Source organism: Yoonia sp. JB2-21 (assembly GCF_055693545.1).
The window spans coordinates 1,646,082-1,659,337 of sequence record NZ_JBVFUC010000001.1; the positions used below are offsets into that span (position 1 = coordinate 1,646,082).

At 57.7% G+C, this 13,256-nt stretch carries 12 protein-coding genes, 1 pseudogene and 1 riboswitch; of the genes and pseudogenes, 8 read left to right on the forward strand and 5 right to left on the reverse strand.

Annotated elements, in window-relative coordinates:
- Positions 1–73: 73 nt before the first annotated feature.
- A pseudogene (locus tag ACZ1G5_RS08255) lies at positions 74–1,548 on the forward strand (ABC transporter substrate-binding protein).
- On the forward strand, positions 1,549–2,190 hold the full coding sequence (locus ACZ1G5_RS08260) for a cysteine hydrolase family protein (RefSeq protein ID WP_472732379.1): 642 nt from the start codon (positions 1,549–1,551) through the stop codon (positions 2,188–2,190).
- Between the two features lie 5 nt (positions 2,191–2,195).
- Here the strand turns inward: ACZ1G5_RS08260 and ACZ1G5_RS08265 are convergent, their stop codons facing one another.
- A complete protein-coding gene (locus ACZ1G5_RS08265) occupies positions 2,196–2,636 on the reverse strand; it encodes a 6,7-dimethyl-8-ribityllumazine synthase (RefSeq protein WP_472732380.1) in 441 nt (146 codons plus the stop codon).
- A gap of 79 nt (positions 2,637–2,715) precedes the next feature.
- Positions 2,716–2,859: riboswitch (FMN riboswitch) on the reverse strand.
- 43 nt (positions 2,860–2,902) lie between these two features.
- Between ACZ1G5_RS08265 and ACZ1G5_RS08270 the strand changes: the two genes are divergently transcribed.
- From ACZ1G5_RS08270 to ACZ1G5_RS08295, 6 genes are read left to right on the forward strand one after another with little or no spacing between them, the layout of a single operon-like run.
- On the forward strand, positions 2,903–3,403 hold the full coding sequence (locus ACZ1G5_RS08270; RefSeq protein WP_472732381.1) for a GNAT family N-acetyltransferase: 501 nt from the start codon (positions 2,903–2,905) through the stop codon (positions 3,401–3,403).
- Positions 3,400–4,344, forward strand: coding sequence for an ABC transporter permease (locus tag ACZ1G5_RS08275; protein WP_472732382.1), 945 nt, complete (start codon positions 3,400–3,402; stop codon positions 4,342–4,344). The genes ACZ1G5_RS08270 and ACZ1G5_RS08275 overlap by 4 nt, the downstream gene beginning before the upstream one ends.
- Entirely contained in the window at positions 4,341–5,156 is an 816-nt protein-coding gene (locus ACZ1G5_RS08280) for an ABC transporter permease (protein ID WP_472732383.1), read from the forward strand. The genes ACZ1G5_RS08275 and ACZ1G5_RS08280 overlap by 4 nt, the downstream gene beginning before the upstream one ends.
- A complete protein-coding gene (locus tag ACZ1G5_RS08285; RefSeq protein ID WP_472732384.1) occupies positions 5,153–6,739 on the forward strand; it encodes an ABC transporter ATP-binding protein in 1,587 nt (528 codons plus the stop codon). Before ACZ1G5_RS08280 ends, ACZ1G5_RS08285 begins: the two co-directional genes overlap by 4 nt.
- A 38-nt stretch (positions 6,740–6,777) precedes the next feature.
- A complete protein-coding gene (locus ACZ1G5_RS08290; protein WP_472732385.1) occupies positions 6,778–7,515 on the forward strand; it encodes a glucose 1-dehydrogenase in 738 nt (245 codons plus the stop codon).
- The gene (locus tag ACZ1G5_RS08295; protein WP_472732386.1) at positions 7,499–8,518 is read left to right on the forward strand and encodes a P1 family peptidase; all 1,020 of its coding nucleotides are present in this window, start codon (positions 7,499–7,501) and stop codon (positions 8,516–8,518) included. Before ACZ1G5_RS08290 ends, ACZ1G5_RS08295 begins: the two co-directional genes overlap by 17 nt.
- Before the next feature lie 25 nt (positions 8,519–8,543).
- Here the strand turns inward: ACZ1G5_RS08295 and ACZ1G5_RS08300 are convergent, their stop codons facing one another.
- The 4 genes from ACZ1G5_RS08300 to ACZ1G5_RS08315 form a co-directional block, all read right to left on the reverse strand.
- Complete coding sequence (locus tag ACZ1G5_RS08300; RefSeq protein WP_472732387.1) at positions 8,544–10,097, reverse strand: diguanylate cyclase domain-containing protein; 1,554 nt, start codon at positions 10,095–10,097, stop codon at positions 8,544–8,546.
- A gap of 337 nt (positions 10,098–10,434) precedes the next feature.
- Positions 10,435–11,427 carry an ABC transporter substrate-binding protein gene (locus tag ACZ1G5_RS08305; RefSeq protein ID WP_472732388.1) on the reverse strand — a complete coding sequence of 331 codons (993 nt, stop codon included), beginning with the start codon at positions 11,425–11,427 and terminating at the stop codon, positions 10,435–10,437.
- 49 nt (positions 11,428–11,476) lie between these two features.
- The gene (locus ACZ1G5_RS08310; RefSeq protein ID WP_472732389.1) at positions 11,477–12,328 is read right to left on the reverse strand and encodes an ABC transporter permease; all 852 of its coding nucleotides are present in this window, start codon (positions 12,326–12,328) and stop codon (positions 11,477–11,479) included.
- Positions 12,325–13,245, reverse strand: coding sequence for an ABC transporter permease (locus ACZ1G5_RS08315; protein WP_472732390.1), 921 nt, complete (start codon positions 13,243–13,245; stop codon positions 12,325–12,327). Before ACZ1G5_RS08315 ends, ACZ1G5_RS08310 begins: the two co-directional genes overlap by 4 nt.
- Positions 13,246–13,256: the final 11 nt, after the last annotated feature.

A 13,256-nucleotide genomic window follows, 5' to 3' on the forward strand; every position in this document is an offset into this window, starting at 1 on the left:
CCCTTTCCAGCGCGAAGCACTTGATTTGACGATACGTTGCGACAAGAGTGCTATCAGTCAAAGGGGGAAGACTATGCTTGATATCAAGAAAATCGCCGCATCCACCGCCGTCATTCTTTGCGCATCCGGCGCGCTGGCCCAAGACAGCATCACCGTCGCGATCCAGTTGGAACCCCCGAACCTTGACCCCACAGGCGGGGCCGCGCAGGCGATTGACAGCGTGCTTTACGCCAATGTGTTCGAGGGGCTGACCCGGTTTGACGCCGATGGCGCAATCATTCGGGGGCTGGCGCAAAGCTGGGATATCTCGGACGACGGGTTGGTATATACCTTCAACCTCGCCGCTGGTGTCACCTTCCATGATGGCACCACGATGGACGCCGAGGATGTGAAATTCAGCCTTGATCGCGCACGGGCCGAGGATAGCACCAATGCCCAAAAGGGGCTCTTTGCCGGGATCACTGATGTCACCGTCATCGACCCGCTGACCGTGCAGGTCACACTGGACCAGCCCAACGGCAACTTCCTGTTCAACATGGCGTGGGGGGATGCGGTCATCGTGGCCCCTGAAAGCATCGACACCATCGCCTCTAACCCTATCGGCACCGGCCCGTTCACTTTCACAGATTGGGTGCAGGGCGACCGGTTGGAGCTGACGCGCAATCCTGATTACTGGGGGCCAGCGCCCGCACTGGACAGTGCCACGTTCCGCTTCATCGCTGACCCGACAGCCGCCTTCGCCGCTGTGATGGCCGAGGATGTGGATGCTTTCATCGGCTTCCCCGCCCCCGAAAACCTGCCACAGTTCGAGGCTGATCCGCGTTTCCAAGTCCTTGTCGGCAATACCGAAGGCGAAACGATCCTGTCCACCAACAACATGATGCCGCCTTTCAATGACGTGCGCGTACGCAAGGCCGTGGCCCATGCGATTGACCGCCAAGCGATCATCGACGGTGCCATGTTCGGGCTGGGCACGCCCATCGGCACGCATTTCGCACCACATAACCCCGATTACGTCGATCTGCTGGGGAATTCGCCGCATGACCCAGACCTCGCCCGCGCATTGCTGGCCGAGGCAGGCTTTGCCGATGGCTTTACCACCACGCTCAAACTGCCACCCCCTCCTACGCACGGCGCGGTGGCGAAATTATCGCATCGCAACTGCGCGCCGTCGGGATTGAGACCGAAATCACGAACCTCGAATGGGCGCAGTGGATCGAAGAGGTGTTCACAAACAAGGACTTTGGCCTGTCCATCGTCAGCCATACCGAGCCGATGGATATCGGGATCTACGCCAACCCCGACTATTACTTTCAATACGACAACCCAGACTTCCAAGCGCTGATGGAAACGCTCAACGCAACAACAGACCCTGCTGCACGCAGCAACCTGTTGGCACAAGCGCAAACGATCATCTCACAGGATTACGTGAACGGATACCTCTTTGAACTGGCCGTCGCCACCGTGGCCAAAGCCGACATCAACGGGCTCTGGGTCAACCAACCCACCGCCGCCGTTGACCTGACCGGCGTGTCGTGGGGCAACTGATTGGCCAACGCAAACACCCCCAAACGCGCATTGATCGAAGGTAAGCCGGCCCTGATTGTCATCGACATTCAGGCCAGCACCTTCATTGATGACAGCGTCGTGCGCTCCATCGACAATATGCCGGGCTACAAAGACCGCATGCTGGCCGCGCGCGCAGTCATCGACAAAGCGCATGACACCGGCATCCCGGTGATTTTCATCCAAGAGGTGCACCGCCCCGATCTGATTGATTTCGGACGCGAGTTGGACGGGGATGAGGATATCCATTGTCTCGAAGACAACCCCAAGACCGCAATCGCCAAGGCAGAAATGGGCTATCGGCCCACCGACTATATCGTCCCGAAACGGCGCTATTCCGCGTTCTTCGGCACTGATTTTGAGATCCTTCTGCGTGGCCTCAACGTAGACACCCTGCTGATGTGCGGCGGGCTGACAGATGTCTGCGTCCACTACACTTTCGTGGACGGACACCAGTCTGACTACTTCTGCCGCGTCATCGAAGACTGCGTTGGCGGTTCCAGCATAGAGGCGCATGAGGCATCGCTGCGCGCGATGGAATACCTGCAAACCGGCGCGCGGCGGTCACGCGCCGCAGTTTTGTCGGCAATGGATGATTATGCCGCCACAAAACTGACGGCATGACCAGATCAGGCGGCACGCTCTGCACTTGGCTGCAAATCGGCCAATGCCTTGGCCGCCAGTGCGGCCTCTTTCCCCTTCTGCACAAAATGGTCGCGGAAAATCGCGATATGATGATCGGTTTCCTGAAATTGGTGTGGTGTCAGGCTGACCGACAGCACAGGCACCTGGGTATCAAGGCCCACGCGCATCAGACCATCAACAACAGCGCTTGCCACGAAATCATGCCGATAAATCCCGCCATCAACCACCAGCGCAGCGCAAGCAATCGCATCATATCTGCCGGTCAAAGCCAGCTTTTGCGCCAGCATCGGCATCTCAAACGCGCCGGGGACGTCGTAGACGGTCACCTGCTGGCTGGGAATTTCACTCAAAAATCCATCAAGCGCACGATCCACGATATCGGCATGCCAATTGGCTTTGATGAATGCAAACTGGGGAAGTGTCATACTGTGATCTCCTTTTGGCTTCGACACGTCACCCAAGGCATCACACGTCACGCAGCGCGCCTGACAGGCACACAACGCTCCGCATTCTCTTTCATCCGGACTATGACCGTCGGCTCAGGCGTCTCACCTGATCTGCTGACCCTTTCGTGTGAAAGGCGCTCGCGGGCTGGTGGGGTTGCCACATACCGCCGGTGGGGAATTTCACCCCGCCCTGAGAATACACCACTTCTGACATGGGGCACCGGCCACGGCAAGAGTGTGTTGGCATGATAATCCGCCCGGAAACCGATGCTGATCAGCAGGCAATCTATGATCTGACGCGCGACGCCTTTGCGCCCATGTCCTTCAGCGACGGCAGCGAACCCGGTATCATCAATGACCTGCGTGCGTCCGGTGATTTAACCCTGTCCTTGGTGGCAGAGCTTGACGGGATCATCGGGCATGTCGCCTTCTCCCCCGCCAAAATAGGCGATGCGGAAGGCGCGTGGTATGGGCTTGGCCCCATTTCGGTGCGTGCCGACAGGCAAAAGCAAGGGATCGGTACAAAACTGGCGCATACGGGTTTGGACATGTTGCGCGATATGGGCGCGGCAGGATGTGTGCTGACGGGGAACCCGGCTGTTTACGAACCCATGGGCTTCACGAACGATCACGCGCTGACCTACGGGGGCCTGAACCCCAAATATATCCTCTACATGAGCTTCAACAGCATCGTACCCAAAGGCGAGATCAACTTCGCCGAAGCGCTGGAAGAGGAACACCCATGATCCGTTATGCGCTGGGCCGTCTTGCATCGTTAATCATCAGCCTGATCGTCGCGTCCATCGTGATCTTCGCGGTGATCGAGGTGATCCCCGGCGATCCCGCAGCCTTTATGCTGGGCGTCAATGCACGGCCCGATACGATTGCCGCATTGCGGGCCGAAATGGGCCTCGATCAGCCGCTGATCACACGCTACCTCGACTGGATCACAGGGCTGCTGCGCGGCGATTTTGGCCAGTCGTGGACCTATAAAACACCAGTGTCAGAGCTGATAAATGACCGCATCTGGGTCTCCCTCCCCCTCGCCATCTATGCGCTGATCCTCTCAACACTCATCGCCTTTCCCGCAGGCATTTATGCGGCCAGCAGACGGGACGGCGCGGGAGATGTGACCATCATGGGGGCCACGCAACTCGGCGTCGCGATCCCGAATTTCTGGTTTGCGATGATCCTTGTGCTGATCTTCGCGATCAATCTGCGTTGGTTTTCGGCAGGGGGCTTTCCGGGCTGGTCCGACCCATTCCAAGCCCTCAAATCACTGACCCTCCCCGCCATCGCATTGGCCCTGCCACAAGCGGCGATCCTCGCCCGCGTCATGCGCTCCTCCCTGCTCGATATGCTGGGCGAAGATTTCATCCGCACCGCCCGCGCAAAAGGCCTCTCGGCCCGCCAAGCGCTTTGGAAACACGCCGTCCGCAATGCGCTGATCCCGGTGCTGACCATTATCGGGCTGCAATTTTCCTTCCTGCTGGCAGGCGGCATCATCATCGAACAGGTCTTCTTCCTCCCCGGCCTTGGCCGCCTCATCTTCCAATCCATCAGCGCGCGCGACCTGATCGTCGTGGAAAGCGTGGTCATGCTGCTGGTCTTCACCGTGATCATGGTGAACTTTCTCGTCGATCTGGCCTATGCCGCCGTCGATCCCCGGCTGAGGACCAAAGCATGAGCCGAAATCTGATCATCGGTACAGCGCTAACGCTGGTGTTTATCGCGCTTGCAGCGGTATCTTTCATCTGGACGCCCGCAGATATCGAAACGCTGGATATTCCCAACAAGCTGCAAGGACCAAACGCCACAAACCTGCTCGGCACCGATCATTTCGGGCGCGATATCCTGTCGATGATCATGATGGGCGCGCGCACCTCCATCGCCGTAGCGCTGGTCGCGGTCGGCATCGGCATGGCACTCGGCATCCCGTTGGGATTACTCGCAGCGGCACGCCACGGGTCACTACTGGATGAGCTGATTATGCGCGGCAATGACCTTGTCTTCGCCTTCCCCTCGCTTGTCATCGCCATCCTGATCACCGCCGTTTTCGGGGCATCCGCCGTCAACGCGATCATCGCCATCGGTATCTTCAACATCCCCGTCTTCGCCCGCCTGACACGCGGTGCGGCGCTGCCACTATGGGAACGCGACTTCATCCTCGCCGCCCGTGTCTGCGGGAAATCTGCAACGCGCATTTCCATCGAACACATCCTGCCCAACATCACCAACCTGATGATCGTACAGGGCACCATCCAATTCAGCCTCGGCATCCTAGCCGAAGCCGCCCTGTCCTACATCGGCCTCGGCGCACAGCCGCCCACGGCCAGTTGGGGGCGCATGCTGGCCGACGCGCAAACGTTGGTCAGCATCGCACCGCACACGGCGCTGGTGCCCGGTTTCGCGATCCTGCTGATGGTGCTGGGTCTCAACCTGATGGGTGACGGCCTGCGCGACTGGCTCGACCCTCGCATCCGGGTGGCGCGGACATGACACTGCTTGCGATCAAAGACCTGTCCTTAGCGATCAATGACACGCAGATCCTGCATGATATCGACCTGAACATGCAGGCGGGTGAGATCGTGGCGATTACCGGCGAAAGCGGGTCAGGCAAATCCATGACAGCCCTCGCGGTAATGGGGTTGCTGCCGCAAGGATCAGCCCCAAAGGGTGCGGTACTGCTGGACGGCACTGATATTTTGCAAACCTCAGAACCCGATCTTTGCCAGATGCGCGGCAACGCAATGGGCATGGTGTTTCAAGAACCGATGACGGCCCTGAACCCCGTGCAAACCATTGGCGCTCAGGTCGCCGAAACAATTCTGATCCATGAGAAAACCACCAAAGCGCAGGCCCACAAACGCGCCGCCGCAATGTTGGACCGTGTCGGCCTCAGGGTTGCGCCGACACGCTACCCCCATGAACTTTCAGGCGGACAACGCCAACGGGTCGTGATCGCGATGGCCATCGCCTTGCGCCCCAAACTGCTGATCGCGGATGAACCGACAACCGCGCTCGACGTCACGACCCAAGCCCGCATTCTTGATCTGCTGCGCGACCTTGTGCGTGAATTCGATATGGGGCTTCTGCTGATCACGCACGACCTTGCCGTCGTTGCCGATGTCGCTGACCAAATCGTCGTGATGCAAAAAGGGCGGGTTGTTGAGGCTGGTGCAACCCAAGCCCTTCTTGCCAGCATGCAGCACCCGTACACAAAAGCATTGTTCGCGGCCTCTACCCATGCTGTTTCCTTGCCCGACGCGGTAACATCTGCGCCAATGCTAAATGTCCAAAACGTCATCCGTGACTATCCTGCCGCCCGTCAAACGCTTCTTGGACCAAGGCCAAAGTTCCGCGCGCTGTATGATATCAGCTTTCAAATCAACCAAGGCGAACGCGTTGGGCTAGTGGGCGAGAGCGGATGTGGGAAATCGACACTAACACGGGCTATTCTGGGATTGGAGGACGTCCAAGGGGGCGAAATCCGCCTCGATGATGAGCCCGTTTTCACCGGCAAACACCCCAATCTTGCCGTCCGGCGCAAGATGCAGGTCGTGTTCCAAGACCCCTACAGCAGCTTCAACCCCCGTCACCGCGTAGACCGGCTGATTACCGAGCCTTTTCATCTCCTCACCGATCCACCCAAAGGGGTCGACCGTGACGCCGCCATCGCCAAAGCCCTAACCGATGTGGGCCTGTCGCCAACTGATGCAGACAAATACATCCACGAATTCTCGGGCGGCCAACGCCAGCGCATTGCCATCGCGCGCGCCCTGATCATCGAACCTGAACTGATTATCTTCGACGAAGCCGTCTCAGCGCTTGATGTCTCGGTCCGCGCCCAGGTGCTTGATCTGATCGCCGATCTTTGCCGCAAACGCCCCTTGGCATATCTTTTCATCAGTCACGATCTGTCTGTCGTGCGCACGGTCACCGACCGCGTGATGGTCATGCAGGCCGGCAAAATCGTCGAACAGGGTGAAACAGAGACTGTTTTCACCTCGCCGCAACACCCGTACACCCAAACACTGATTGCCGCAGCGCCAAAGCTGCCTGACTTGCGCATGGCGATCTAATGCAAGGGTTGCTACGGTTCCAAAAAGGGGGAGGCATCATGCGACTGACCGGCAAAACAGCGATCGTGACAGGGGGCGGCTCTGGTTTTGGCGCAGGCATTGCGCGCAAGTTTGCGGCCGAGGGCGCGCATGTCTTTGTCGTCGATGTCAATCTGGACGGGGCAGAGACAATCGCGGCCGAGGTTGGCGGCACGGCCGTAGCCTGTGATGTCTCAAGCGGAAAGTCAGTGTCTAACCTTGCCGAAATAGTGCTTTCCAAAGGTTCTCTCGACATTCTGGTGAACAATGCGGGCATCACCCATTTGCCCAATCAACTTGAAGACGTCACCGAACGAGACTTTGACCGCGTCTATAACGTGAACATGAAATCGGTGTTCCTGACGGCACAGGCATTTGTCCCGCATTTCAAATCGCGCCAAGGCGGCGTGATTCTGAACGTCGCCTCAACAGCGGGTGTTTCTCCACGACCGCGGCTAAATTGGTACAATGCGTCAAAGGGTTGGATGATCACGGCGACCAAAACGATGGCGGTCGAACTCGCGCCGGAAGGCATCCGCGTGAACGCGATCAATCCGGTGGCAGGTGACACGCCGTTACTCAAATCCTTCATGGGTGAAGACACGCCAGAAATGCGGGCAAAGTTCCTGTCAACCATCCCGATGGACCGCTTTTCCACACCAGAGGATATGGGCAACGCCGCCTGTTTCCTGTGTTCAGACGAAGCCAGCATGGTGACAGGCATAGCGATGGAGGTGGACGGTGGCCGCTGCATATAAGACGGGCAAGCGCAATTTGATCACCGATATTGCGGGGCTACGGGTGGGCAACGCACAGGATGGTCACATCAAAACAGGGACAACAGTTTTGGTGGGCGACCATCCTTTCACGGCCAGTGTGCATGTGATGGGCGGCGCGCCCGGCACCAAAGAAACCGACCTGCTGGCACCTGACAAGACGGTGCAAGAGGTTGACGCATTGGTGCTCTCGGGTGGGTCCGCCTTTGGGTTGGACGCTTGTTCAGGGGTCATGAACGGGCTACGTGCAAAGGGGCGCGGGTTTCCACTTGGCGCAATACGTATCCCCGTCGTGCCCGGCGCAATCGTCTTTGATCTGATCAATGGCGGGAATAAGGATTGGGGCGAAAACCCTTATCGTGACCTTGGGCGGCGCGCACTGGACAACGCCAAACAGCATTTTGATCTTGGCACCGCTGGGGCGGGCACCGGGGCAATGGCGGCCATGCAAAAGGGGGGTCTGGGTTCTGCCTCGATGATCTTGTCAGATGGCACGACGGTCGGTGCTTTGGTTGTTGTCAACGCATTGGGCAGTGTCACAACACCCGGTGACAGGCATTTCTGGGCCGCCCCGTTTGAGATGAATGGCGAATTCGGCGGGCTTGGGCCTGACCCTCGTGGTGGGATCGTCACACCAGAACCCAGTCGCAAAGAAGAGGCGATGATGCTGCAATCCACGGCGGGCGCAAACACCACAATCGCGATTGTCGCAACGGATGCGCCCCTGACAAAAACCGAATGTCACAGACTCGCGGTCACAGCACATGATGGGATGGCGCGGGCGATCGTACCGGCGCATACGCCCCTCGACGGCGATTTGGTTTTCGGCGTTGCGACCGGACCCGCCACCGGGGTCGAGATAGATAGGTTCGGACAGATCGCAGCAGCAGGTGCGGTGTGTCTCAGCCGGGCAATTGCGCGCGGCGTCTACGAAGCGACACCGGCGGACAGTGATACAATACCCACATATCAAGCCATGAACTAGGCAGTTCGCTTCGGACCAATGATCTTTAGCGAAAAGATATCTGGTCAGCCTGTCGCCCCATGTCTGAATACATCCGGTAACAGTTTCGCCCGGCAGACTTTGCCGCGTAAAGCGCCGTATCTGCTTTGACAAAGATGTCGGTGGTATCGTCAATCTTACCTTTGCCAAGCGCGCAGCCGATGCTCACGCCAATTTTGCACAGCTGGTTCTCATGATAGATCGGTTCGCTCACTACTTTGATGATCTTGGCGCAAAGAGAGCTCAACTGATCAACGTGCGATAGATCCTCAAACAAGATCGTAAACTCATCGCCCCCGGTCCGACAGACCAGACCTGTCCGCCCGATGACATCGCGCAGGCGCTGTGCGACAGTTTTCAGGACAAAGTCACCGGCGGCATGACCGAGTGTGTCATTCACCTCTTTGAAGAAATCCAGGTCCAGATGAATCACGGCGTAGGTTTGCGTCGGACCAACGTCATCGAACAGAGCGGCGGTTGTTTCGTCTAACAACCGGCGGTTCGCTAGCCCGGTCAACGCATCATGTCGGGAATCATACAAAAGTTGCGCCCTGGCCTGCTCAAGCTCCTGCGCCCGTTGATAGTCTTCGGTAACATCAATGTTCACGCCAAATAGCTTCGGCAAATGTCCCGGTACGGCGACCTGACTGGCGCGACTGCGCATATGACGCACCTCGCCGTTGGACAGAAGAATGCGATAGTCGCGGCTAAAGTCTAACCCGTGTTTTTGGCAATGATCCGAATAGGCCAGTGTATCTGCGGCGTCGTCAGGATGCAGATAGGTTTCCCAAAGCCCGGCGCAGCGATCGTTTTGGCCATCTGTCACACCATACATCTCAAGCATGGTGTCGTCCCAATGGACCGTTCCGGTGTTGGGATCAAATTCCCAAACCCCAATCCCCGACGCATCAATGGCCAAACGCAGTTTTTCGGCAAGCTGTGCCATACTTTGTTTGTCTTCGCGCAGTTGGGTAATGTCAGTATCAGTTCCCACAATCCGGGTCGGTAAGCCGTCTTCGTCGGACGCCATGACCCTTGCATTGCACATGATCCAGAACCAATGGCCGTCACGATGTCGGTGACGGTATTGCATATTGATATTCGTCGTCTCACCACGTGTTTGCCCGTAAAATACCTGCTGCAAGGCCGCGCGATCTTCGGGGTGTATATTGTCCAGCCACCCCTCTCCAGCGTCGTTGATGTCTTCATCGGCCGGCACGCCCCGCATGCGCCGCCATGCGTCAGAGACAGCAAATCGTCCTGTCTTGATATCGTAGTCCCAGACACCTTGTTGCAGGTGTTCCATCAAATATCTCAGACGCAGGTCGTCCATCTTGGAAATGGAATCCGCCTGACCCAGATAGCCAACGATCTGATCCTCAACCCAAACCGGTGAAATCGCCAGTTCGATTTCGACAGTGTCTTGCAACCACGTACCGTTGAATACCTCTGCGCTGCCCGGCGCACTGGATTGGCACGTTTGAAGAAACGCATTGAAGCGGCTTTGGTCATCGCCAAAGGAAAAGCTTGCCTGAAGGTGCCCTACCGTGGCGTCAGCCATTTCCGAAAACAACGCATTCGCTTGCAGAAATATACCTTGTGCGTCCAGCAGGATCGCTGGTTGGCCAATCAGCCCCACCACAGCCTTTAGGTGCTGATACCCTGGGTGGTCCTCAACCCGCACGCCGCCTCACATAGTCAGTTCAACAACCGGACCAACGAATCCGGCTCCAAGACAGCGTGGTCTGAAATCCCTAACAAAGAGTTAATAGACGCGTTTTGATCATATAAAATTGGCTGTTCTGAAGGGTTTCTTGCGACGTTGGCGCAACGTCATCCAAAGAAAAGCGGGCGCTGACAAAGCCGGCGCCCGCATGTCTCTGCTTTACGAAAAAGGGTTAGTTCAATGCCTGATCTGTGATCATGCTTGTCCATGCCCCTTCGGGCTGCGCCGTGATCACCGGATCAGAGCCACCAGCCAGCAACGTATCAACGGTCCGCTGGAAATCCGCAGGATCAAGTGACCCGTCAGAGCCAGCCGTCAGCTTGGCAATCTCGCCCATCATGCGGATCTGCGCGGCCTCCGACTGTGCGCCTGTTTCATCATTGTCCAAGACGATGCCAGCCGCATCTTCAGGGTTCTCCTCCGCCCACTTCCAGCCTTTCATCGACGCCCGGACAAAACGCACCATCTTGTCGACAAAGACCGGGTCTTCAAGGTTCTCTTCCAGCGCATAGATACCATCCTCAAGCGTTGCCACGCCCTGATCTTCATATTTGAAGGTCACCAGTTCGTCCTCGGACACGCCAGCATCCAGCACCTGACCATATTCATTGTAGGTCATCGTCGAAATACAATCCGCTTCGCGGTTCAACAGCGGATCGACGTTGAAACCTTGCTTCAGCACGGTCACGCCGTCATCGCTACCATCGGTCGGGATACCGACCTGGCTCATCCAGCTGAGGAACGGGTATTCGTTGCCAAAGAACCAGACGCCAATGGTCTTGCCGCGGAAATCCTCGACGCTTTCGATCCCGGTATCTTTCCAGCAGGTCAGCATCAGACCGGAGGTTTTGAAAGGCTGGGCAATGTTCACAACCGGCAGGCCCTTTTCGCGGGCGGCCAGCGCCGAAGGCATCCAGTTCAGCATCACATCAGCACCACCACCGGCCAGCACCTGTGGGGGTGCGATATCAGGGCCACCGGGCAGGATCGTGACGTTCAGTCCTTCCTCTTCATAAAACCCCTGATCCAAGGCGACATAGTACCCTGCGAACTGGGATTGCGTGACCCACTGCAACTGCAGCGTCACATCATTGGCATGGCCATCAGCATGCGCTGCACCACCCAGTCCTGCGGACAGTGCCGCCGCCATCATTAACTTTTTCATTGTCTTCTCTCCTAGTCAGGTGTTGCGCCCTCTTGCCGGGGCTCATTTGTTATTTGCGTTGCGATGGGTGCCAAAAGGTCACCCGCCCCTCAATCCATGCCATCAGTCCATAAAACGCGCTGCCCGCCAAGGCCGCGACAACAATCTCGGCCCAGACCATATCGAGCGCAAGCTGGCCGACAGATGTCGATATCCGAAAGCCCATGCCCACAGTGGGAGAGCCGAAAAATTCAGCAACAATCGCCCCGATCAACGCCAAAGTGGTCGCAATCTTAAGACCATTAAAAACAAAGGGCATCGCCGCAGGCAGGCGCAGTTTGAACAGGGTCGGCCAATATCCCGCGCCATAGGTGCGCATCAGGTCGCGTTGCATCACCGTGGTGTCGCGCAAACCGGCAACCGTGTTCACAAGGATTGGAAAAAAGACCATCACAGCAACCACGGCAGCCTTCGATTCCCAATCACTGCCAAGCCAACGGACAAAAATCGGGGCCGTGCCAACAATCGGCAAGGCGGCCATAAAGCTGCCCACAGGCAAGATACCCCGCGTCAGAAACTCTGACCGATCCGCCAGAATGGCGACTGCGAAGGCCGCAATCATTCCAACGATGTAACCGGTCATCGCCCCCTTGATAATCGTTTGCTCGAAATCCGCCCAAAGCGTCGGCAATTCGTTCGCAAACCGTTCGGCAATCATGGTGGGTGGTGGCAGAATGATTGGGCTGACCTCTAACATCCGCACCAGCAGCTCCCACATCATCAGCAGGGTCACGCCAAAGATTGCAGGCACCAGCAGCTTAACCAAACGGCTTTGCGCCACGGCGCTATTGGCCAGCCTTGCGTTCACAAACCACCCGGCACCCCAAACGGCCAAAGCACTGATGATCGCCGTTCCCGTCATGCCGCCTGCATCCCCATGCGGCGCAGGGTCCAGCGCTCGATCAAGCTAAACAGACCCACCAAAGCCGCCGCCGTAATCGCCGCTGCAAACAGGGCAGCCCATGTGACCATCGGTTGGCCGTACTGATCACCCACCAGCATGCGCGCACCAAATCCGGCACGCGCGCCCGTGGGCAGTTCCGCCACAATCGCACCCACCAGTGAAGCAGAAATTCCGATCTTCAACGATGCAAAAAGATAGGGCACAGAGGCAGGCAACCGCAGTTTCCAAAACCCCTGCGCAGCGCTGGCATGGTAGGTGCGCAATAGATCAAGCTGCATCGCATCAGGACTGCGCAGCCCTTTGACCATGCCAACAACAACAGGAAAGAAACTCAGATAGGCGCTGATCACCGCTTTCGGAAACAGCCCTTGTATCCCAATCGATCCCAGCATCACGATGATCATCGGCGCCAGCGCCAAAATCGGGATCGTCTGGCTGGCAATGGCCCAAGGCATCACGCTCATATCCATCGCGCGGTTGTAGACGATACCCACGGCCAACAAGATGCCAAGCCCCGTACCAATCGCAAAACCCAACAACGTGGCCGACAAAGTCACCCAGCCATGATAAACCAGAGACCGCCGCGAGGTGACTTTCTTCAGCGCAATCGTATCCCACATCTCGACCGCAACCTGATGCGGTGACGGCAAACGCGGGCGTTCCAGCGTATAGGTCATGCCAAACAAATGCGGGTTACGCAGGGCCAGCCCGATGCCAGAATACTCTTGCCGCGCCACAGGCGTATCCGGCGTGACCGCCACATTCTGCCGCTGCGCCAAATCAGCCGTCAGATGCATATTCATCGGCACAACAGAGACGACCCAAAACAAAAGGATCGCCCCCACAACGCTCAGCACTGGCAGCACTGATTTCACGCCAGCCCCCC

Excerpts from the sequence above, each read along its gene's own strand:
- ACZ1G5_RS08265 (WP_472732380.1), bottom strand. The coding sequence starts at position 2,636 with ATGACACTTCCCCAGTTTGCATTCATCAAAGCCAATTGGCATGCCGAT.
- ACZ1G5_RS08270 (WP_472732381.1), top strand. The coding sequence starts at position 2,903 with ATGATAATCCGCCCGGAAACCGATGCTGATCAGCAGGCAATCTATGAT.
- ACZ1G5_RS08275 (WP_472732382.1), top strand. The coding sequence starts at position 3,400 with ATGATCCGTTATGCGCTGGGCCGTCTTGCATCGTTAATCATCAGCCTG.
- ACZ1G5_RS08280 (WP_472732383.1), top strand. The coding sequence starts at position 4,341 with ATGAGCCGAAATCTGATCATCGGTACAGCGCTAACGCTGGTGTTTATC.
- ACZ1G5_RS08285 (WP_472732384.1), top strand. The coding sequence starts at position 5,153 with ATGACACTGCTTGCGATCAAAGACCTGTCCTTAGCGATCAATGACACG.
- ACZ1G5_RS08290 (WP_472732385.1), top strand. The coding sequence starts at position 6,778 with ATGCGACTGACCGGCAAAACAGCGATCGTGACAGGGGGCGGCTCTGGT.
- ACZ1G5_RS08300 (WP_472732387.1), bottom strand. The coding sequence starts at position 10,097 with ATGGCTGACGCCACGGTAGGGCACCTTCAGGCAAGCTTTTCCTTTGGC.
- ACZ1G5_RS08305 (WP_472732388.1), bottom strand. The coding sequence starts at position 11,427 with ATGAAAAAGTTAATGATGGCGGCGGCACTGTCCGCAGGACTGGGTGGT.
- ACZ1G5_RS08310 (WP_472732389.1), bottom strand. The coding sequence starts at position 12,328 with ATGACGGGAACGGCGATCATCAGTGCTTTGGCCGTTTGGGGTGCCGGG.